The organism is Rosistilla ulvae (assembly GCF_007741475.1).
Classification (GTDB): Bacteria; Planctomycetota; Planctomycetia; order Pirellulales; family Pirellulaceae; genus Rosistilla; species Rosistilla ulvae.
Genome location: NZ_CP036261.1, coordinates 6,601,138 through 6,622,968, shown reverse-complemented (window position 1 = coordinate 6,622,968; position 21,831 = coordinate 6,601,138). Strand labels below are relative to the sequence as shown.

Annotated in this window: 15 protein-coding genes; 6 read left to right on the top strand and 9 right to left on the bottom strand. The window is 59.0% G+C overall.

What is annotated here, in order from left to right; translation table 11 throughout:
- Window positions 1–106: 106 nt before the first annotated feature.
- From EC9_RS23555 to EC9_RS23545, 3 genes are all read right to left on the bottom strand, one after another.
- Window positions 107–313 (bottom strand): hypothetical protein, encoded by a 207-nt coding sequence (locus EC9_RS23555; RefSeq protein WP_145348478.1) that lies wholly within the window; start codon window positions 311–313, stop codon window positions 107–109.
- Window positions 314–320: 7 nt separating this feature from the next.
- Window positions 321–1,472 (bottom strand): hypothetical protein, encoded by a 1,152-nt coding sequence (locus EC9_RS23550; protein ID WP_145348477.1) that lies wholly within the window; start codon window positions 1,470–1,472, stop codon window positions 321–323.
- Window positions 1,473–1,729: 257 nt separating this feature from the next.
- Window positions 1,730–3,385, bottom strand: a complete 1,656-nt coding sequence (locus EC9_RS23545; RefSeq protein ID WP_246105844.1) for a TrkH family potassium uptake protein — start codon at window positions 3,383–3,385, stop codon at window positions 1,730–1,732.
- A 405-nt stretch (window positions 3,386–3,790) separates the two neighbouring features.
- Here EC9_RS23545 and EC9_RS23540 point away from each other — a divergent pair, with 405 nt between their 5' ends.
- The 3 genes from EC9_RS23540 to EC9_RS23530 all read left to right on the top strand — a co-directional run bounded on the left by EC9_RS23540 (window position 3,791) and on the right by EC9_RS23530 (window position 6,686).
- Window positions 3,791–5,341: a hypothetical protein gene (locus EC9_RS23540; protein WP_145348475.1), complete on the top strand. Its 1,551-nt coding sequence runs from the start codon at window positions 3,791–3,793 to the stop codon at window positions 5,339–5,341.
- Window positions 5,338–5,709, top strand: a complete 372-nt coding sequence (locus EC9_RS23535; protein WP_145348474.1) for a hypothetical protein — start codon at window positions 5,338–5,340, stop codon at window positions 5,707–5,709. The genes EC9_RS23540 and EC9_RS23535 overlap by 4 nt, the downstream gene beginning before the upstream one ends.
- 149 nt (window positions 5,710–5,858) lie before the next feature.
- A complete protein-coding gene (locus EC9_RS23530) occupies window positions 5,859–6,686 on the top strand; it encodes a glycerophosphodiester phosphodiesterase (RefSeq protein WP_145348473.1) in 828 nt (275 codons plus the stop codon).
- Window positions 6,687–6,763: 77 nt separating this feature from the next.
- Here the strand turns inward: EC9_RS23530 and EC9_RS23525 are convergent, their stop codons facing one another.
- The gene (locus tag EC9_RS23525) at window positions 6,764–8,641 is read right to left on the bottom strand and encodes a serine/threonine-protein kinase (protein ID WP_145348472.1); all 1,878 of its coding nucleotides are present in this window, start codon (window positions 8,639–8,641) and stop codon (window positions 6,764–6,766) included.
- Between the two features lie 401 nt (window positions 8,642–9,042).
- On the opposite strand from EC9_RS23525, the gene EC9_RS23520 reads away from it, so the two are divergent.
- The gene (locus EC9_RS23520) at window positions 9,043–10,446 is read left to right on the top strand and encodes an ammonium transporter (protein ID WP_145348471.1); all 1,404 of its coding nucleotides are present in this window, start codon (window positions 9,043–9,045) and stop codon (window positions 10,444–10,446) included.
- Window positions 10,447–10,601: 155 nt separating this feature from the next.
- Here EC9_RS23520 and EC9_RS23515 read toward each other — a convergent pair whose 3' ends face one another.
- Window positions 10,602–11,573: a hypothetical protein gene (locus EC9_RS23515; RefSeq protein WP_145348470.1), complete on the bottom strand. Its 972-nt coding sequence runs from the start codon at window positions 11,571–11,573 to the stop codon at window positions 10,602–10,604.
- 494 nt (window positions 11,574–12,067) lie between these two features.
- Between EC9_RS23515 and EC9_RS23510 the strand changes: the two genes are divergently transcribed.
- Both EC9_RS23510 and EC9_RS23505 read left to right on the top strand, forming a co-directional pair.
- Complete coding sequence (locus EC9_RS23510) at window positions 12,068–13,480, top strand: BamA/OMP85 family outer membrane protein (RefSeq protein ID WP_218934381.1); 1,413 nt, start codon at window positions 12,068–12,070, stop codon at window positions 13,478–13,480.
- A gap of 70 nt (window positions 13,481–13,550) precedes the next feature.
- Complete coding sequence (locus EC9_RS23505) at window positions 13,551–15,359, top strand: BamA/OMP85 family outer membrane protein (protein ID WP_246105843.1); 1,809 nt, start codon at window positions 13,551–13,553, stop codon at window positions 15,357–15,359.
- Here the strand turns inward: EC9_RS23505 and EC9_RS23500 are convergent.
- The 4 genes from EC9_RS23500 to EC9_RS23485 form a co-directional block, all read right to left on the bottom strand.
- The gene (locus EC9_RS23500) at window positions 15,356–17,812 is read right to left on the bottom strand and encodes a hypothetical protein (RefSeq protein WP_145348468.1); all 2,457 of its coding nucleotides are present in this window, start codon (window positions 17,810–17,812) and stop codon (window positions 15,356–15,358) included. The genes EC9_RS23505 and EC9_RS23500 overlap by 4 nt on opposite strands.
- 194 nt (window positions 17,813–18,006) lie before the next feature.
- A complete protein-coding gene (locus EC9_RS23495) occupies window positions 18,007–19,986 on the bottom strand; it encodes a vWA domain-containing protein (RefSeq protein ID WP_145348467.1) in 1,980 nt (659 codons plus the stop codon).
- Entirely contained in the window at window positions 19,983–20,834 is an 852-nt protein-coding gene (locus EC9_RS23490) for a DUF58 domain-containing protein (RefSeq protein WP_246106161.1), read from the bottom strand. Before EC9_RS23490 ends, EC9_RS23495 begins: the two co-directional genes overlap by 4 nt.
- Before the next feature lie 139 nt (window positions 20,835–20,973).
- Window positions 20,974–21,735 (bottom strand): hypothetical protein, encoded by a 762-nt coding sequence (locus EC9_RS23485; RefSeq protein WP_145348466.1) that lies wholly within the window; start codon window positions 21,733–21,735, stop codon window positions 20,974–20,976.
- Window positions 21,736–21,831 lie beyond the last annotated feature (96 nt).

Below are 21,831 nucleotides of genomic sequence, written 5' to 3'. Positions count from 1 at the left end.
ATGCAAGATCCTAATAGCTCGCAATGCCAACGGAGCCGCTCGCCAAAATGCCGCGCAACGCAGTCGAATGCTTACGATTTTCGCGTTAGCGAAGAGCTAATAGGTCTTACAGCTGCAGGCTTCCAAGGCACAATGCGGCTGGCAGAGCGAGGCCGAAGATCAGTTGGAGGACGATCGAAAACCAGAATTTGCCCGGATCGTCGGCGCGGACCACAACCGCCTTGCCGCCGGTGAAACCAAAGACGGCGACACCCATAGCCAATTCGAGGCCGAGTATCGCCAGAATGAATAAAAAGCCTGCAATCACCATCACGCAAGGCTCACTGCGTGGGGTTGATCAGCGCTGCGGCATAGCCCAGCAGGTCGCCGCGGGCTTTGCAGAAGTCCTGGATCGGTTCGTATCCAGCTCCCTTTTTGGCAAGCTCCAGCATCAGCGGCACCACGCGCGTCGCGGGGACTTCTGCGGGAGTGTACTCCACCGCCGCGGCGAGCGCTTCGGCTGGGCGACCGACACGGTCCAACAGTTCGACGTAGGTCTCGATCGGACCGGTCCCCTTTTCCAGCATGTCGACGTTGCGAACTTTGCGTTCAAAGTAAGCGATCCCTTCGTCGACCTTCTCTCCCAGCAGGACCGAAAAATAGAGGTCGTGGCTGCTGTAGAAATCAGCGAACGGTTCATCGCCGGGATACTGAAACTGGCGATTCAATTTGCGGCCGTACTGCGTCATCTCCCATGCGCGGCGGAGCTGAGCGGGATCGTCTAGGACGCGCGCAAATCGGATCGTCGACGCGAGGTGAGTCGTGTCGATGTGGTAGCCGTTGTCGGAGAACAACCAGCCGCGATCGGCGATCAGTTCGACGATGTTGTTCGATTCCGGCGGCGTCCCTTCCCGCTGCTCGATGTCGCTGCGGACCGATTCGACCAGTTCGTTGTAGACATGATCCAACAACAGCGATGCAGCGGGGCGCTGTTCCGCAGGCGGACGGCCGATGATCGATTGCTCGAAGGTGGTGATGCTGTTGCAGGTACCGTTGTTCTCGAGGATCAACTGATAACCGCGAGCGATGTCGACGCCTTCGTGCAACAGCACTTGGACCAGGTCGTCGGTGTTCTCTTCGTTCGGTTGGATGTCGCGCATCATTTCGGCAACTAGCGGTAGATTGCCGACTGGCCGCAGATACATCCACCCCTCGGCGATCCGCCCCTCCTGCATCAACATTTGGCCGACCTCGCGGCATGCGTCGATCAGCCCCATCTCCATCTGCCGATCCAGTTCCTCGCCCGCCGGCGGATCGTTGTCGGTGCTGAACAGTGGCAAGCCGAGTTTCAGACGAGTCTGCAGCTTCAGCGTTTCGAACAATTCGTGTGGCAGTCGTTCGGTGCGGTAGTGATCGACCAAGTGCGACAGCACCGAAGCGGGGTCTTCGCGGCAGGCGATCAGCTGGTCAAAAGTATCGGAAGTGGTGGACATTTGGAGTACCGCGTACAGGACTGGAGGTGGGAATCGCGTTTGCCAATGGGAGGTTGGCGACCGTGAGACTCTAGTATCGACGCGAAGCCCCGATCAAGCAAGCAGATGCCCCGAGGGCTAGTTTTCGGCTCGGGCTAGGATAAAAACGCAGAGTGGTAGAGATCGCAGAGTTGTGGTCGCGGCGGCCTCTGCGATCTCCTTTACTCTGCGTTTTAACTTCTCGAACATTCGGTGCAATCGAGATTGCGGATGTCGTATTAAAAACGGCGCCAGAACGATGGCATCAGTAGGACTAGGACGCTGAAGACTTCGACGCGTCCGAGCATCATCAGCCAGACGAACAACAGCTTGCCTCCTTGGCTGAAGCCGGCGTAGTTTTTTGTCGGACCGGTGACGCCCAATCCGGGGCCGATGTTGTTCAGCGTCGCGGCGACGGCGCTGGCGCAATCGAGCAGTTTTTCATCGAGCGTATGTTCTTTCAGCTCGCGCCGCGTGACGTTCGAATCGGCTGCCGGGTCGGCCTCCTCCATCACCTCGGCAACCGCAGCGATCCGATTCAGGTCGGCGCCCCAAGTCGTGGAGGGTTCGAAGGTGATCAGAATCAACCACGATGCGATGAAGATCCCCAGGATCAAGCAGAAGTAGACGGGGATCGATTTCCGCAGCTCTTGATCTTCGGTCGGGCTGCCCCCCAGCGTCAGCGGTCGGACGACGCGGGGGTGATGCACGCGTTCGACTTCTAACAACAGGATCTTGTAGAACAACACGTGCCGGATGACTTTCAGTCCGCCGCCGGTGCTGCCCGCACAACCGCCGACAAACATCAGCAGCAGCAAGCTGCCGCGGCCGAAGTTGTTCCAGTTGTCGAAGTCGCCGGTGCCGTAGCCGGTTGTTGTGATTACCGAGACGACTTGGAACAGACTGTATCGCAGCGAACTGCTGAACGTATCGAAGCCGGCGTCGTGGTGCCGCATCCCAAAGAAGATGATCAGGGCCGAGAGGACACCGATTATGCCGAGATAAAATCGCCACTCGGTATCGCGGAACAAGCGTCGGGGACTGTCGAAGAGCGACAGATACAGCAGCGTGAAATTTGTCCCGGCGAGGATCATAAATACGATCGTGGTGTAGTCGATCGCCGCGCTATTGAAATGCCCCAGACTGGCGTTCCAGGTGCTGAAGCCGCCGGTCGCCATCGTCCCAAAACCGTGGCAGACGGCGTCGAACATCGACATCCCTTCGATCCGATAGATCAGGATCAGGATCAGATTCAAACCGATGTAGATTCCGGCGAAGGCCCACGCTGTCGCTTGCATCCGCGGCATGCTTCCCTCTTTGGTCGGCCCCGGCATCTCGGCTCGCATCATCGCTTTGCCGGCAGATCCCTGCCCCAGGATCGCGACGAACAGAACGACGATTCCCAGACCGCCGAGAAAGTGGGTGCTGCTGCGCCAGAACAGGATGCAGTACGGGACCATGTCGGGGTTTTCCAGATTGGTCAGCACCGTCGCCCCGGTGGTGCTGAATCCCGATTGTGCCTCGAACATCGATTCGATGAAGGTGACCGGTTCGCCCGGACGGATCTGCGTGCGGCTGAACCAAAACGGCAGCGCTCCGAGAACCGTCGCCAGCACCCAACTGAGCCCCACGACCGCCATCGCCTCTTTTTGAAACAGCGCGGCCCCTTTGCTGGACCTTCCGGTGCGGATCAAAATCGCGCCAAACAACGCGCAGACGGCGACCGATCCCAGCAGTGCCACAACGCCGTTCCACTCGACCGCCTCGATCCCCGGTGCCTCCGCTCCGGTTCGATTGGCCAATCCCGGCAGCGCCCAGGGGAGGCTGAACAGCATCGAACCACCGATCAATACACAGACGATGCCCAGCAATCGGCACAGCAGACGATAATTCATGAAGCTTACTCTGACAGGCGGTCCAGTGAATTCCGGACGCATTATCTGCGAACGAGCGCGTTTTGTTTAGCACCGTCCGGGAAAATAGCTGGGGTGGCAGGGGGCGGTCGCGTGCCCCCGTAATGGCGGTTTCTTTATCCGTATTTGGGCTGCGTCGGCTATTGCGGTGCTTCCCCACGATCGTCGCGGCAGACCGTGTGTGTCACGATTTTCTAATGTTTCTAACGGTTCTCCGATCTGCACGGCAGGTGAGTTGCGCGATTGCGCACAATGGTGAAGCTCAGGTCAACTTCAGCGATGGGGAAAGCGATAACTATTGAGTCGGGAAAATGTCCGCGCCCCTACGGGCTTCCCGAAGCCCTTGTTGATGGAATCGCCAAAGCCACAACAACCCAAAGACGATCGATGAGTAGTTGCCTTTCATTAACCTATGAATACCTCGGCGGTACGCCTAATGTTGCCGCCGTCGATGTGTTGACGGAAACATTCCGCACCGCGGGACCGCGAGCGCGGCGGTGTTCGATCACCGCGTTGATCCAGCGCGATTCGGATCTTGCATTCGAAGAGCTGTTGAGTCTGTGGGGCGAGATGAAGGGGGCCGAGCGACAATTGGTTGGTGAATGCAGTTCCAAATTTGGGATGTTTGTCACCAATGCGTTGGAGAAGGGGGCCGATTCGCAACTGGCATCGGCTGTCGACGTGGCCGCTCAGTTGAGCATCCATGAAACGCTACCCGAATTGATTCGTCTGGCCGAAGCCTCGCCCGATCCCCAGCTGCAGAAACGCTCGCTGCAAGCGGTCTTGTCGATGACGCAATCGTTGGGCGCTGGGGTGCGGGACCAACACGATCGCAGGCCGATCCGTCGCACCGTCTTGGAACGCTTGGCGATTTCGGTTCGATCGATCGATTTTCATCACCGCGAAGAACTGATCGATGCGTTCTTGAACGTGGCGGTCTGGAGCGATTCAATACTGCTGGCGATGCTCGACGCAAACGGCAAATCGGCCGATACGTTGGCGCGTCGTTTATTGCGTTCGCCCAATCGTGGCGTCATCGATCTGCTGGTCGGTTGGGTTTCCAAGAGTCGGATTCCCGATCCGGTCGTGCCGATTTTGAAGTCGCGCGACGATCAAGCATTCCGCGATGCTTTGTTGCGTCACGTCGGGCCGACGCCCACGACGCGGACGCTTCGCCAGTTGGAAAGTCTGCGGCCGATGGCGGCGTTTGAGACCGTCGGAGATCTCTTCGCCGGGACCGCGGGCGATCAGCGCGCGGCATTATTGTACGTCGTCCATCGATTGGCGACCGATTCGCAGATCGTTCGAGAAACGGCGATCCGAGCGATAGAAACCGGAGACGACGATGCGCTCCGAGTTGCAACGGCGGTTCTGCGTCAGATGGGGCCGTTGCCGCTTTCGGTCCTCAAGTCCGAAGCGATTCAAATCGCTCGCGCGATGGACAGCGATGCCCGATACGAAGCGGTCTTCGATATTTTGTTGTGGCGGCAGATCCAATTACTCGATTTCCCTTGCGAGCATGTGCAGGAGACGATCCGTCAATCGCTGGCTAACTTGTCGGTCTCCACTTTCCTCGCATCCCAGTCCGATTTGACTTTTGCAGATCTGGCCAACCTTGCCCCCGTGATGGGCTTGATCGATCCCGAATTGGAGCAGAGTGTGATCGATGGGCTCAAGCACCCGATGATCGATGTTCGTTGCCGGGCTGTCGAAGCGGCGGCCGCCTTGGGGCTGATCGATGGTTTGCTCGATGCGCTTCGCCAAATTTATGCTCAGGATCATTTAACCGTTCGGATTCAGATCGCCGCTTTTCTGCGGCACGCTTTAGGAGACGCCGCACGCGAGTGGCGAGAGGAATTGAAAGAGGCCCCGTCGGGCCCGGTTCGCGACGCTGCCCGTTTGGGAACCGGTCGGTTGCAGGAGATCTACATCGTATGAATACACGTGTTGGCGATTTAGCAAATCATTTCCAATCGGCAACGAGCCAATCGGCCAGTCCGCTTGCTGTCGCGTTTGCGATTGGTATCCCCGCACTGGCGATCGGTCTGGGGTTCCTGGCCTACCACAAGTTCTGCCGCGCGGAACGTGAGTACAATGCGCCTAACAAATTGTTTGACGGGTTGTGCCGAGTCCACCGATTGGCGAGACGTGATCGACGATTGTTATTGCAAATTGCAGCCGAGTTGAAGGTCGAACAAGCGGCGTTGTTGTTCACCAACCCCGCGCTTTTACGGACCGCATCGAGAAAGCAGATAGCGGCTCCCTCGAAACGGATAAAGCTCCTGCACCGCACGCTCTTCGACTGATCGTCCGATTCATCAGATCTTCATCTGCCATCGGGGGCCTGCGCGATTTCGAGTCGTGGCGTGTTCGAGTATGCTGTGGGGCAGAAGAAGGGGCGCGTCGATTGGGCGATGCTTCGATACCGAATCCTAGAAATACGTCGAGAGATTGAATGTTAAACGGACGTTGGTTGTTGGCTGCGTTGTTTGTATGTGGTTCGCTGGATACAACGCTCTGGGCTCAGATGATCGTCGGGCACCGCGGGGCTTCGTATGATGCTCCCGAAAATACGGTCGCCGCTTTTGAGGAAGCTTGGCGTCAGCAGGCCGATGGCGTCGAAGGGGACTTCTATCTGACGACCGACGGTCAGATCGTGTGCATCCACGACCGAGATACCCAGCGGACCGGCGGTCGCCGATTGAAGGTCTCCGATTCGTCGTTGGAACAACTGCGCGAACTCGAATACGGCGCCTGGAAAGATGCTCGGTTTGCGGGCGAACCGCTGCCGACTTTCGCCGACGTCTGGAAAGCCATTCCGGCCGGCAAGCTGTTTGTCGTCGAATTAAAAGTTGGCCCCGAGATCGTTCTGCCTCTGAAACATCAGTTGGAAGAACTCAACATACCTTTGGATCAAGTCCTGATCATCTGCTTCAACAGCGATACGGTCGCGCGTTGCAAAGAGCTGTTGCCGACGGTGCGGACGCACTGGTTGACCAGTTACAAGAAGGATGCCAACAGCGGCAAATGGCGGCCGAGCGTCGACCAGATCGCCCAGACGATCCGCGATTGTGGTGCCGACGGTTTGGGGACGCAGGGAAATCGGCAGGTTGTCACGCCCGAGTTCATTGCTCAATTGAAGAGCCGCGGAATGGAAGAGTTCCACGTTTGGACTGTCGATTCGCCCGACGACGCACGCTACTTTCAAAAGCTTGGCGCGATGGGGATCACGACCAATCGCCCCGCGCTGATTCGCGAGTCGCTGACGACCGAGACGCGATAGTCGCATCCGCAGGGCAACGACGATCGCTGGCAACGACGAAGGGTGACAGCGGCAGTGGCTGAAGTGCCGCTGCCGTTTCATTCGGCGTCGACAGCTTCCGTTGCCGGCGGTTCAACCGGCGCAAATCGCTCGGCGGGAACGCCGTCGGGCCCCGCGGCGCCCAGCAGATCTTGGGTCCGCCGGATCTCTTCTTCCGCCCACGATTTATCGGCGTACAGCCGGATCACGCTTTCCAAGAACTCTCGATGCCGATCGGGATCGAGTCGCGTCAGCGAGCCGTCGATCCAGGCTCGCAGTTGTTGAGCCTGCGTGTTGGCTTGCTTGCCCTTTGAATCTTTGAGCGGTTGGATTTCCTGACGCACGATGGGGATCAAACGGGCGACCGATCGGTCGCGATGGTCGGCGTGGCTGAAGACGATCAACCAATCCTCCAACAACTCACGTGCCTCGGCGGGGTTTTCTTCCCGCAACAGCATCGCTTCGACAAATGCCTGTTCGGCCGGTTCGAGTTGTTCGATTCCCCCCTTGAACCGAGCCCGCACCCGCAAGCGTCGGAAGACGCGATCCGAATCGATCTGGTCGGCCAGCGCAGAGACCTCTTCGGCGCGGTAGTCGTCGGGGTACTGAGCGAGGAATTGTTTGATCGCGCCAGCCGCATTGTCGACGTCGCCAAAATCCTCCGCTTCGCTGATCTTGTTGTACAGCGATTCGGCAGACGGTGGTTGCATCATCCAAAGCGCGGCGGTCACCAACAGCAGCAGCAAACCGATCAGCAGCAGGATCGACAGCAGGCTCTCGCGCGGCGTCGACTCTTGAGCGTCGGACGTTAGCGGGGCCGACGCGCGGTTGCGTTCCTCTTGGTCGACGGTGCGGAAATGGGTCAGCGGAGCGAGCGTCGCCGCTTCGGGAAATTCCTGGACCTCGGAGTTGATCGTATCTTCAAAACCGAACTGGCTGCCGGTCCCACCGTCGGGGTGATTTGTCGCGTCGAGCGTCGGCCGCTGATCGGTCGGAATCAACGAGGGAGCCCCTAGGTCCAACGACTCATCGGCGCCGGCACCAAGTGTCGGGGCGTTGTCGATCGTCGGCCGGTCGGCGTCGAAGGTCAGCGAACCGATTTGCAGGTCGTCGGCCAAGATCGCTCGCAACCGATTTCCAACCGCCAGTGCCGTCGGAGGTCGATCTTTCGGCCCCTTCTCCAATAACTGGTGGATCAACGAAACGAGCTCCATCGGCAATTCGGGGAGGATCAAATCGAGCGGTGGTGGTGGGTCGGTGTGTAGGCTTGTTATGACTCGCGTCAGGTCTTTGCCGGCAAAAGGCGGACGACCGGCCAAGCATGCATACAGAACATTTCCCAACGCGTACAAATCGGTTCGCGGAGTGATCGGGCCATCGCCGGCTTGCTCGGGAGCCATGTAGTCGGCGGTACCCAGCATCGCGCCGACGGCGGTCATGTCGTCCCCCAACCACAGTTTGGCGATTCCAAAATCGGTCAACTTCATCGATTGATCTTCCGCGATCAACAGGTTGGCCGGTTTTAGATCGCGGTGGATCACGCCAAAATCGTGGGCGTGCTTGAGTGCTCCGCAGATGTCGATCCCGTAACGGACGACGTCGCGCCAAGGGAGTCGTTTGAGCGAGCGGATCTGCTGCTGCAAACTGGGGCCATCGACCAGTTCCATCGAATAGAACAGATGCCCCTCCTCTTCGCCGTAACCGATCAGCCGCACGATGTTCGGATGATTCAGTTTTTTAAGCGTTTCGATCTCGGTGGCAAAGCGACGACGAAAGCGAGGTTGGTCGGCGATCTGCGGGGCGATCACCTTGATCGCAACACGCTCCTGCGACTTGGCATGCTCCCCTCGGTAGACGGCCCCCATGCCCCCCTGCCCCAGCTTGTCGAGAACTTTGTATGGTCCGAGGTGTTCGAAATCGATCATGATCGCTGACATGCTGGGGGGAATCGCTCAAAGAGAGCATTCTAACCTCCCAGTGCTGCCGCAGTGGAGCCCCGAGCGATGTTCTTTGCTTGCGAGGATCGTTTGGCGAATGTCTCCCCATTCCTCCCCAAACCCCCTGCAGCGAAGGAACCAGGCCCCATGTCAAGGCGTGGCACTCCCAAAACGTTACCGGATCAACTACCATTTTGGCGTCGATGCGTCGCGTGCGATCCGCAGCGACGTTTCCGATTGCACTGGCGGATGCATGAAGAATTCAATTGTTCCTCTGTTTTGTTGGGGGAAAGGCGGCAATGTGGATTCTGTCATCGTCCAGGCGCTTAGTTTCCAACCCCTAATCGAGACAGAAGAGGCGAGAAGTGATCCGTTTCCCCCAGCAAATTTTGTGTTTCCTTATGTTGTCCTGCGCGGCAACGATCTGCGTTGGCCAAGAGGCTGCGCCGCCACCGGACACTACCGCCTACAGCGCCGCCACGTTGGACCAGATGCAAGCGAGCATCGACGCGGCCGCGATGGCCGGTCATAACGCGTGGATGTTGACATCCTGTGCGTTGGTGCTGTTCATGACCGCTCCCGGCCTGGCCCTGTTCTACGGCGGGCTGGTCCGCCGGAAGAATGTGTTGAGCGTGATGATGCAGTGCATTTTTCTGATGGGGCTGATGACGGTAATCTGGTCACTGTATGGGTATTCGTTAGCCTTTGGTGGCACGCCGGGTGACAGCTATCTGTCGCATCTGATCGGCAACGGCGAATATCTGATGATGAACAATGTCTCGCGGACCTGGGACGAAGCCGCCGGCGCTCCTTTCACGCCGATGGAGGGCGAGGTCCCACGGCTGACCCACATGTTGTTCCAAGGGATGTTCTTTATCATCACGCCAGCGCTGATCTGCGGTGCATTTGCCGAGCGGATGAAGTTCAGTGCGATGGTCGTCTATTCGGTCCTCTGGGGAACGTTTATCTATTGTCCGCTGACTCACTGGGTTTGGGACGGCGGAATCTTGGCCTACGACGGCGATCAAGCGATCTTGGGGGGCGCACTCGATTTCGCCGGAGGGACCGTGGTCCATATCAGCAGCGGAATCTCGGCGCTGGTTGCGGCGATCATGATCGGTCCGCGGATGGGATTTGGAAAGTTGCCGTTGCCGCCACATAACTTGACCTTCACCGCTGTCGGTTCGGCGATGTTGTGGTTCGGTTGGTTCGGCTTCAACGCCGGCAGCGAATTGGCGTCCGACGCAATGACCAGCAGCGCGTTTGCCGTCACGCACTTCTCCGCCGCCGCCGGCGCGGTCGCTTGGGCCGCTTGCGAGTGGCTGTTGCGCGGCAAGCCGACGGTTCTTGGTGCCAGCAGCGGCGCTGTGGCAGGACTCGTTTGCATCACTCCAGCGGCGGGATTTGTGAACCCGATGCCGGCGCTGATCATGGGAGCGATCGCGGGTGTCGCTTGTTATTGGTCGTGTGCCAAGTTGAAGCATATCTTCCGCTACGACGATGCGTTGGATGCGTTTGGCGTTCACGGAGTCGGCGGCACGGTGGGAGCTGTCCTGACGGGACTCTTCGCAACCCGCGCCTGTTGGAATATCGGCGACGGAGCCAAGTTGGGGCTGTTGGAAGGGGGCAACGTGTTGGCCGGACAGGTCGCCGCGGTTGTCGTCACCTACGTCTACGCCGGTATCGGCAGCATCGTGTTGCTGCTGCTGATCAAGATGACGATCGGTCTGCGTGTCGAAGCGAACGACGAAGAACAGGGACTCGACATCTCGCTGCACGGCGAAGAAGCGTACGTGTTGAACTGATCGATTCGAGAGGGCCGATCGGCTGGCATAGCCGATCGGTCGTCGCGATCGCATTCTCCGAGGCATCGGCGGCGTTTATTTCAACGCAGCCGCATGCCTCTTTTTTTGTAACGGTCTCCTCTCTTCGGTTCTCGTTACCGCAGGCGCTCTGTCGCTCAGTGGCCTGTGATCGGCGCTCGCACCGCGACCGCGCTGGGATCGACATCGAGACCTCGGCCGCACGTTGCGACCAGATAGCGATGGGCATCACCGCGCTGCTGCGGTGTCCAGTGTTGGGAGATCCGAACCCAATAGCCGCGGTCGGTCGCTAACCAGGCAGCGACGCGGTCGGGCGTGTCGTGGCGATCGACCGCCAGATGCTGCTTCAGCTTGCCGATCAATTGAAGTTGTTCGGTGTCCAACCGCTTGTTGTCGATTTGAGCCAGCAGCGGCAAGATTCCCACGCCTGCGGATGCCAGTTGCCGCTGCGCCGCAAGCCGCTGGCGGCGGTCGGGAGCTGCCAGTTGCCCGACCGCTTGTTCAACCGTTGCCTTGGTGATCGCTGGCGACCGCGTCGCCTGGGCTCGCAACCGCTTGTCGATCGCATCGGCAAATTCATCCAGCTGATAGCGATCGAGCATCAGCGACAACAGTGGGACGACATGCGTTTCAAACAACTGGGGTTCTTCGACGATCAGATGCCAGAAGCTAGCTGTTTGAATCTGTTGGCTCTGTTCACCGACCGCATGGGTGATCTCGATCGGGCCGCTTGCCTGTTGTTGAATCAGTAGCGTTTCGATCTGATCGGCGGGAAGCTGCCGCGTCGATTCGATCCGCACGCAATCGCTCTGCGTCGTATCGATCGTCACCTTGGATCGTCCGAGATGGCGGACGTAGTGCAGCGAGGGAGTGCCGTGGTTGGCGGTCACAAAGAGAAACTCTTCATCTTCGCTTGGTTCGGCTGGCACTTGGTGCAGTCGGACTTTCTTGTAATGAAAGCAATCCAACTTGATCCGGCCGAGGACCAGATGGAATCGACCGCACTGGGTCGAGAGAATCAGACTCTCCTCAGCTAGCGGCTGAGCGACAGCGATGTTTGATAGCAATACTAAGCCGATTGTAACGGCCTTCGCGATGGACCACCTCATGACCTCCCCTCCTTGGTTTGGTGTCTGTGAAAGACTGGGTGTTCCTGCGACCGGGTTTGCTGGCACCCGACGAGGACGTGATAGTTGGAAATTTATAGTCGAATGATTGTGTTACTCTCGAAAACCGCCTGCTAAAAGTCGTGTCACGTCCTCGCTGCAATGCTCCCAGCCGAGAACTCCCTCATTCCTGGTTATCGGAAACCGGCGACAACGAACAGCTCAATTAAGCAAGAAATAATGCTCAAAGCGACTCTATTTAGGAATTCATTGTTTTGCTGGCGGTCGGATTCTATCGATATTAACGATTCTACGGGCAACTGCCTGCAGAACTCGGCTTGTGACGACAAGCCCGAATTGGTTAGTTAACCACAATGAGTCTGAATTTCGAGGCGAGCCGGATCGTAAAACCGCGCGGTTTTCGCCGCTGGCGGGGCGTTGAAGGCCTCGGCTTGATTTTGGGATCCGTGATTGAATTACGCAGAGGAAAGGAATCCATGCGTCAGAGAGTGAACATGCTTCGCCGAAGCCTATGTCTAATCTGCGTCTTCGCGTCGTTATCGGTTGCTCACGGGCAATTTGGTGGCGGCATGGGAGGCGGTGGGGGCAATGCGCCCGCACCTCCAGGCGTCGAAAAACCAAAGTTCCGCGACCATATGTTTCAGCAGGGATCGATGCGCGTTCAGCGCGAGACCGGCGATCAATTGGTGGCGAGCGTTGCGGTGAAAGGAAACCGTAGCGTCGGTTTGAATCGCATTATGGCCAAGGTGCAGACGCGCGAAGGTCGCGTCTACGACTTCAATTTGGTCATGGAAGATGTTCGCCGGTTGCACAAGTTTGGTGCCTTCGAGCACATTCAGCCGGAGATTGTCGAAAAGCCCGAAGGCGTTCATGTAACGTTTGTCGTGCAGGAACGACCGATCGTTCAAGCGATCGAATTCGCTGGCAACCGCGGTATCAACGACCGCGAACTCAAAGGCCGTGCGGGGATCGCACCCGGTGATCCGTTGAACCAGTTCTCGATCGAATCGGCTCGCTCACGGCTTGTCGATTATTATCACGAGGAAGGGTTTAACCAGGCCACGATCGAAACGGTGATCGGCAAGACCGGATATCCCAACGCGGTGATCTATCGGATCAACGAAGGGCCTTTGGAACGGATTGGTTCGATCGAGATCGTCGGCAATACGTTTGTCAGTTCGGCCCGGTTGGAAAAGATCATCAAAAGCCGCGAAGCGTTTTTGGGAATCTTCAATTTTGGCAACCGCGCCAAGATGGACATCCTGCAGCAAGATCTCGAAAAACTAACCAGCTACTACCGCGACCTGGGCTTCTTCGAAGCGGAGGTCGGCAAGATGATGCGATACGACGAGACGGGCAAGTATCTGAACTTGCGGTTTGTGGTCAAAGAAGGCCCTCGCTATTACGTTCGCAATGTCGAATTGATCGGAAATCAATTTGTCGATACGGCCAGTCTGAAAGAGCGTTTGCGATTGAAGCCGGGCGACGCCTTCGATCGCGGCAAACTGCAGGCCGATGTGACCGAGATCCGCTACGGTTTGGGATCGGTTGGTTTTATCTTTGCCGATGTGCAACCGCGGCCGACCGTGTTGGACGAACCGGGGCAGCTCGATTTGGTCTATCGGATTGCTGAGGGTGACCAGTACAAGTGTGGTGAGATTCGTATCCATGTCGACGGCGACGACCATCTGGTGGCCGAACATGTGGTCGAAAACCGTTTGGAGTTCGCTCCCGGCGAGATGCTCGATCGCAAGAAGTTGGACCGCAGCGAACGCCTGCTGAAGTCGACGCAGATTTTTATTACCAATCCGGCCGAAGGCGCAGTTCCGCGAATTGTTGTCGAACAACCCAAGCTGGTCGATCTGGAAGCGGCTGCGGATGAATACTAAGACGTTTTTTAACGACATTCCGCGAACTGGTGTCGCACGATTTCACGGTCTTTCCTACAGAGACCTCATCGTGCTATTTCCAGCCACGCGCAGTGAAACGCTTTCGGGACTGAAACCGGGCATATATATGAATCGTTCTCTTTCTGCTCCATCGAACATCGCAGCTGGGCTGTGCCTGTTGGCATGTTTGGCGTTTAGCGGTTGCGCCCATCTGCGCCAGCAGAACGTTGCCACCAGCGATTCTCCTCCCGACGCTGTCGATTTCAGCAAGTTAGGGATCACGCCACCGACCGACGCCGCGCCTGCGGCCGACAGTTCGACACCCGCCATCGCCGCGGAAGAACCGCTAACGATCCGTGGCCAAGACTCCGGTTTCTCGGTACCTCCTGGCGTTGCAACGTCGGCTCCCACACCATCCCCTGGTGGCGGAGGCTTCACGCGTGGCCCCGTCCCGGTCAGCGGCCAAAATGTCCAGCCCCCGTTGGTGCAACCCCAAGCGGCCACCGCTGGCGGTGCCTATGGAACCACCGCAACCGATCCTCGCGTTGCACAGAACGGTGTTGGCGGTTACCAAGCTCAAGTGCAACCAGCACCCAACTATGGTCTGCCAGCTCCGCCGGCCGACTACCAAAACTACAACAACCAGCCTGTTGTCCCGAACCAGCAGACGTTTGGTCAGCCTCCCGTTGCACCGCAGCCCGGCATGATCGGCGCGCCGATCGAACCGATCAATCCGAACTTTGTCGACCCGCTGTCGAACGAGCCGCCGCCGTTGGTGATGCCTCGCGTGCGAACCGTCCCCGTCGACGTCTTCGTGACGCCCGCCCGAACCGGTCGGTTTATGGTCGGTGGTGCCGTCAACAGCGACGCCGGTGTGACCGGTCAGATCGTGTTGGACGAACGCAACTTTGACATCTTGCGATTTCCGCGCAGCTTCCAAGACTTGTTCTCCGGATACGCCTTCCGCGGTGCCGGGCAAACCTTCCGTTTGGAAGCTGTTCCCGGTAGCGATTTCCAGCGTTACATGATGTCGTTTGGCCAACCGTATCTGTTTGGATACCTGCCGTTGAGTCTTTCGGTGCAAGGCTTCTTGTTCGACCGTCAGTACCGCGACTGGGATGAATCGCGTTTAGGTGGCCGTGTCCAACTGGGCTATCGCGTTACCAATGAACTGTCGCTCTCGACAGCGATCCGCGCCGAAAACGTCGACTTTGGCGATGTTCGCGTCCCCGGAATTCCTTACGTCGATCAATACGTTGGCAACCACGAACTCTATTCGGGCAGCGTCCGCTTGTCGCATGATACCCGCGATATCCCATTCGCGCCGACCGAAGGGCATCTGTTTGAAGTGACGTTTGAACAAACCTTTGGATCGTACGACTACTCGCGGATCCAAGCCGATCTGAGGAACTACTACCTGCTTCGCGAGCGTGCCGATCACTCGGGGCGTCATACGATTGCGGTCACCAATAGCGTTGGCTTTAGCGGCGCGGACACGCCGATCTTCGAGAATTTCTTCGCCGGTGGTTACAGCACCATGCGTGGTTTCGATTTCCGCGGTGCTAGCCCCGTTATCACCAGCGGTTCAGACAACGTTCAGGTCGGTGGTCGTTTGAGCGTGTTGGGATCGGTCGAATACCAGTTCCCGTTGACCGCCGATGATGCCACCAAGGGCGTCGTGTTTGTCGATTACGGTACGGTCGAACGTGAGATCGAGATCAAACGCGAGAACTTCCGCGTCGCTCCCGGTTTTGGTTTCCGCGTCAGCATGCCCGCCTTGGGACCTGCTCCGCTGGCCTTCGACTTTGCCTTCCCCGTCGCCCACGCCGACACCGACGATCGCCAGGTCTTCAGCTTCTTCATGGGCTTCTCACGCTAATCCGCTTGGGCAAATTCCCGCAGCCGCGCCAGCTGCTGCGGATCGCTCGGCGGCGACGTTAACAGCAGATAGTTTGCCAGCTTCGCCGCGGCTTGCGAGTCGTTGACCGTGAGATAGGCCTGGCAAATTTCCAGCTGAACGGCGAACCAATCGTCGCTCCCCTTCTTCATCCCGCGGCCGTACTGCAACATCCGCTCAATCCCCTGCCGACGATCATCCGGCCCGTCGCTGTGCAGCAACATCTGAGCCAGCTCTCGAGCGAGGCTTCCCGATCGTGGTTCGGGGAACTGCCCGATCACTTCCATCGCCCGGTTCGATTGCTCGCTGGCGACCAGCGCCTTGAGAATCGCTAGCTGATCGGGCAAGGATCGCGTTTCACTCGCGATGCGATTGGCGACCGCCAGAATCACGTCTCCCAAGCGTTTTCGATCGACCGAATGCTGCTGTGCGTCGCGACCCAAGCAATCGATTAGATCCAGCGGCCACGGCTTATCGGGATTCGCTGACAAGAAGTCCAGGTCGAGGGTGCTCGTTTTACCGAGTCGCAGTTGAGCGAGCGCTACGGCAAACCGAGCCTTATCGGCCGCGGGAAACTCCGCTTGGCCGAGCTGTTGGTTGAGCGCGTCCCAACCGAACTTCAACACGACCGTTCGGTCTCCCCACAGCGCGACCAATAACGCTTGCTCGCCATCGGCTGGTAATTGAGCAATGGCTTCCTTCAGCAAGTCTGCTTGTTGATCCGGTTCCTTCTCTGTTCGTAACGCCTTCCGCCACAGGCTGGCTGCTCGCGTCGAATCGCCTGCCGCCAGAGTCCACAGCCTCGCGGCATCGGCCCAGGCCTGGCGGTTCTCAAACAGCTGGCTCAGCATCTGCCGGGCTTGCGGCGTTTGAGCTCCCTCGGGCCACAGTCGCAATTGGGTTTCTAGCAGCTTCTGATACCGCCGCTGTCGTGGCGAGTCTCCCTCCCACCCCGCTTCGACCAACAAAAACGCAGCTTGCAAATGAGCCGCCTGAGCCAAGCGATGTGAGGTCAGTCCTTCGCCGGCTTGGGCCAGCTGTTGGCTCGCCGCGTCCAAGTCGCCCGCTTTGCGATAGGCGGCTCCGGATTGCAGCCGATGTTGGAACGCAGATTCCGCCTCGCCGCCTTTCGCTTCGCGGTTGGCGGCTTCGGCATACTGACCCGCCGCTGCGGCAAACTCACCGCGACGCAACATCGCCGCCGCCGCAGTCGCCATCACGCGCGGATCGGCTGCCTCGCCGGAATCGCCGAGATCGATCAGCCGCAAACTCGCCATCCGTCCATAAAAGGCACCGTGCCGCGCTTCGATCGCTTCGGCCCAGTCGGCTGCCGATTGGACATCGGGATTTTTCCCCGAGAGCAAGAATTCCAACCGAGCCAGGTCGAGCGTCGGCGGAGCGGCGCGGACGGTCTTGGTGTAATCGTCGGGCTGGAAATAAGCGTCCAACCACTGTTGAGCCTCGCCACGCTTTCCCTCAGCGATCGCGATCCGGATCAGCATTGCCCCGGTTTCGGGGACGATGTCCCAAATCGAAGCGGCAGCTGTCGAGGGCGTTGGATCGCCCTCTTCCGATTCGTTGGCTGGCAACAGCGGCCGCAAGGCGAGGGCCGCTTTGTGCGTATCGTCAACGCGCAGCCACGATTCGGCCAACAACCGCACGACGTCGCCAAAGCTTGGGTCGTCGGCGGGTGTTTTGCGAAGCAGCGTCTCGGCTTGCGCGGCCGCATCAGCCGCCGCCGCCAAGGCATCGTCGCTGTCGGGCGGATAGAGATCGGCTCGGGCCAAGAGGGTTCGCACCAATTGGCGTTGGACGGTTCCCTGCACCACGCGCAACTCAGCCGCCGGGGCCAAGCGGTCGTCCCGTTTCAAATCGGCCAGCGGGATCGTCTCTTGCAGCGCATCGGCTAACTGAGTCAAACGGTCTTCGCAATCGCGGATCGCCGCCAACGCAGCTAGTCGCAATGGCGAGCTCTCGGGCGAAGCGAGCACGCTGAGCGTGGCGGTCTGGCTGCGACGGAAGTCGACCATCGCGCGGGCCAATCGAATCCAGTCGGCGCGGCGGCTGGTTTCATATCCGACAAGCCAACTCTCTAACAAATTGGAGGAGCGGTCCCAGACGGCCGGATCGATCGGTCGCTGTTCGATCCCGCGTTGCAGCATCGCATTGCTCAACCGAATCGTCCACGTGGCCGATTCATCGGATCCCGGCTTGGCGTCGGCTAGATGCTGGCGGCAGATCGTCTCGGCAACCGCCGCCAGTCCCGATTCGAGCAGCCGCCGTTGCAGGTCGCCTTGGCGATCGGTCGTCTCGCGTCCCAGCGGGGTCAGCGATTCGGACGCATCGATCGAAGGCAGTCCGATCGAGAGCGCCGCAGCGATCGCCAACACGCGGATCGACGCCGGGAGAAGTCCAATGGATTGGATGCACTGCATCGACGGGAGTTCCTGCGGGGGCGCGACGGCAGGTTCGCTTGACCGTCCTGTTGATTCGTAAAGTCACGATTCAAGGTAAGTCAAAACCCCAACACCGTCCAGGCACCGGAGGCTGCAAAAGGATCTTGGGTTGCCCACGGGGCACGACAATCCGGTCGATGCGCCCGGCTCCATTAGGGGACCATCGACTTCGATCAACTGCGGGCAGGGACCCAGACGCGGCGGCTGTACGTGATCCATTCGATCACCAATAACAGCAGAGCGGCCAGCAAGATCCATCGCCATGCTTCGCTGAGGCGGTTCTGCTCGCCAGCGATCGTCTCGGCGGTTTCGTACCCCAACTCGATCGTTTCGGTCGCGGGGATCTTGCTCTCCTGAGCGTCAAACAGATTGACGGTGAACATCTGCAGCAGGCGATCGCCAGCGAACAACTGGTACAGCCCAACCGCTTCGGTATCCGAAAATCCAGTCTGACCACCGACACCGGCGGTCAGCGTTTCGGTCTCGCCCGACGGCAAACGCAATTCAACTTCGGTCAATCGGTTTTCCGTTCGCAGCGTGATCGGTTGCCCCGGGCGGTACGATGGCGCGCCGGTCGTGTCGATCGCTCCGCCCAAATATCGCAAGACGTTGTAAACGAAGACCGGCCAGCTGCGTTGGATCGGCCAGTCGGTGTTGTAAGCTTCGCCTCCATCCTCGCTTTGCGAAGCGATCTCAAAACCGAGCACCAGGTCTTGGTAGCCGCGTCGGGAGGCCAAGGCCAAGATCGGTCCCGAATCGCTGGTCATCAGAGTCTGCGTTCCCGCCGGCCCGGTCAGCGTCTTGCCTTCGACAATTTTGATCGCAAACAATTCTAAGAACCGCATGATCGGATGGGTCCGATCGACGTCGACCACAAACACCGCCGACGACAGGTCGCCCGCTTCCCAATCTTGTGGCGGCAGGCTGCCGATAAACCAAGTGCTGGCCAGTGGCATCGTCTCGGGGGCGCAGCGGTCGTAGACGATCAGGTCGTCGCTGCCGTCGGCCGCTCTCTTTTTGTATTCCTCCGTTTCGAGGTAGCTTGGCTCGACGAACTCCAGCCTCCCCAATCGCGATGCGCGAGGCGTTTGCATCGCCGTCTTCAGCGGTTCGTTTCCCGGCGTGACAACCAGCACGGCGACGCTGTGCAGCGGCGAGAGTCCGGTGTAGGCGACGTTATCGATCGCCAAGTCGTCCGATTGATCGAGGCTCAATTTCAAGCCGGCGTCGTCATCGATCTGCAGCGCGAACGAGAGTCCCTCTTCTTCTCCAGGTGCTAGTTCGATCGCCGAGGCATCCAGGAATTCACCATCGCGGGTTAACGTCGCCGTGACCGATTGCGGCTGCGAGCCGAGGTTGGCGATCGTCGCAAAGGCTTGAACCTGCGACGGATCCTCGGGATTCCGTTCGGCGCTAAAGGCGGTGATCGCCATGTTGTTGGCGCTCCCCGATCCGATCGGGATGAACTTGGGCGTGAGGTTTCCCAGGTCGAAATCGTTGATCGCACCGACCCGTCCGTCGCTGTAGATGTACAGCGTCGCGGGGAGCGCGTCGGCGACCTGGATGTCGTTCACATCGGCTGCTTGGCTGGTGCGGTTTGGATTCGCCAACCCCGCCGCGGCTTTCAGTGAATCGAGCATGTTGGTCGTCCGATTGGTCGGCTGCGCTAAATCCAAGGCATCGCGCAACCGGCGTCGGTCGGACGTAAAGCCTTGCAATACGTCGGGTTCATCGCTGAACGCGATCAGCATCGCCGAATCGCTGCCATCCATGTTGTCGATCTGTTGACCCAACAGTTCCTTGGCCTGTTCGAAACGCGACGGTTTGACGTCGGTCGACTGCATGCTGGCCGAAGCATCCAACAACAACACCATCCTACGGCCGCTCTCGCTGCTCGCTTGCCAGCCCGGACGCAGCAGCGCCAGTGCCGCCAGCGCGATGAACAGCAGTTGCAGAAACAGCAACAGGTTTCGCCGCAACCGCTGCAACAGGCTGTTGACGTGCATGTCTTCGATCGTGCGAGTCCACAGAAAGGTGCTGGGGACTTCGATCGGTTGGCGGCGAAGCTTCAGGAAATAGAGCAGGATGATGCCGATCGGGATCAGCCCCAACAGGCCCCATTGCCAAGGATGTAGCGCGGGCAAAAAGTTCATCGCACCACGCCTCGCTGCCGCAGATACTTGGTGACCAATTCTTCAATGTTCTGGTCGGTCCGCGTCAGCAGATAGGTCATGTCGCGTTGGCTGCAGAAGGTTCGCGATTGATCGATGAACGCGTCGACGGTTTGTTTGTAGCGTTGCAGCAGCGCTCCGTTGACCGTCACTTCGGCTTCGTCAGCGTCTTCGACATCGATCAGCTTCAGGTCGCCCTGCAGCGGTGGATCGATCTCTTCGGGAGCCAAAATGTGGACGACAAAGACGTCCATTCGGCGTCCCAGCAACATCCGCAAGGCGGCTTCGTAGCCCTGCTTGTCCATAAGATCGGTCAGCAGGACGACGATCCCGGTTCCTGGATTGCGGAGGACAAAATCTTTGACGCCGTCGGCCAGCGAAACGTTGTGAACCGGTTGGACGGTATCCAAGTAGTTCAGCATCTTCCACAGGCTGGCTTTGCCACGCAGCGTTGGCGCGGCGGCACCGGGCGGTCCCAGTGCGGCGACACGGACGCGGTCGGCGCGGCACATGCCGACGTAACCGAGCGCGGCGGCCAGCTGTTTGGCGACGTGTAGTTTCGTCGGATCGCCAAAGCTCATCGACGCGCTGGCATCGATCAACGCATAGAAATGCAGGTCTTCCTCTTCCAGGAACAGTTTCAGGAACAACTTGTCCAGCCGCGCGTACATGTTCCAGTCGATGAACCGCAGGTCGTCACCGGGGACGTAGTTGCGGAAGTCGGCGAATTCAACGCTCTGCCCTTTGCGGCGACTGCGTCGTTCCCCTTTCATCCGGCCGCGGAAGACCTTGCGGCTGACCAATTCCATCCGCTCCAACCGCCCCAGCATCTCGGGCGATAACAAAGGCGTGGCGGTTGCGGTGGTATTCAATCAAAACTCTCCCAACCGACGGTCTGCCGGCGTCATGGACTTTTGGGGCGGCAATCGTTTTTGGACTTCGCCAACCGCCGAGTGCTATCGATCGAGATCAATCGTTTTGCACAGCGGCCGCCGGTTCGTCGCTGGCCGCATCGGCTGGCTGCGAATCGTCGGCCGGTTCGGTCGATGCGTCGGGCTGGCCGGCGGCTTCTTCCGGGGCGGCGACCTTTGGCGACAGGATGATCTTATCACCTTCGATGCGGACGCTGTCCAAGCTCCTAATAAATTTTGCCATATCGGGATCTGTGTTCAGCTCTTTCGCCAAGTTCTCTTTGCCGATCGCTTCGATCGCCATATCGGGAACCGGTTCGCCTTTGATCGTGGCGGCTTTCAAGTTGACGAACAGCATGCCGTCGACCAGTTTGACATCGAAGGTGGCCGAACCGTTAAAGAATCGTCCGGCGACCGGGATGCTGACATCGCCTTCGACTTGCCCGTCGGCGATTTTCACAAACACGCGGCCGCGGAGGTCATCCTGCTTGGCGATCATCGCGTTGATCTCGTCGGCGGTCAGGATCAGTTCGGGCGGCGTCGATTCGGCTTCCACCGCGGTCTTGAAACCGTCGACCCGCGATTCGAGCTCGGCCAGTCGCTCTTCGCCGATCTCGACGACGGGCAGATCGGCGGCGGTTTCGGAGGTGTATTTCTGGATCTGATTGTTTACAAACCAATAGGTCCCCACGCCGCCGCAGACCACTAAGATGGACAGCAGGGCGATCGATCCGAGGCAACCGTAGAGCCAACAGCTGCCCGAAGACTTGGGTGGGGCAAACGAATCGGCTGGTTGGGATTGATACGGGGCTTCGCTCATAGGGGACTCCGGCGAGACAGTGGGGCTTTGAAAAGATCATCGAGCTGTTCGGATTCTACCGAAAGATCTTGGCCAGCAAACCCTCTCGCTTTGGAT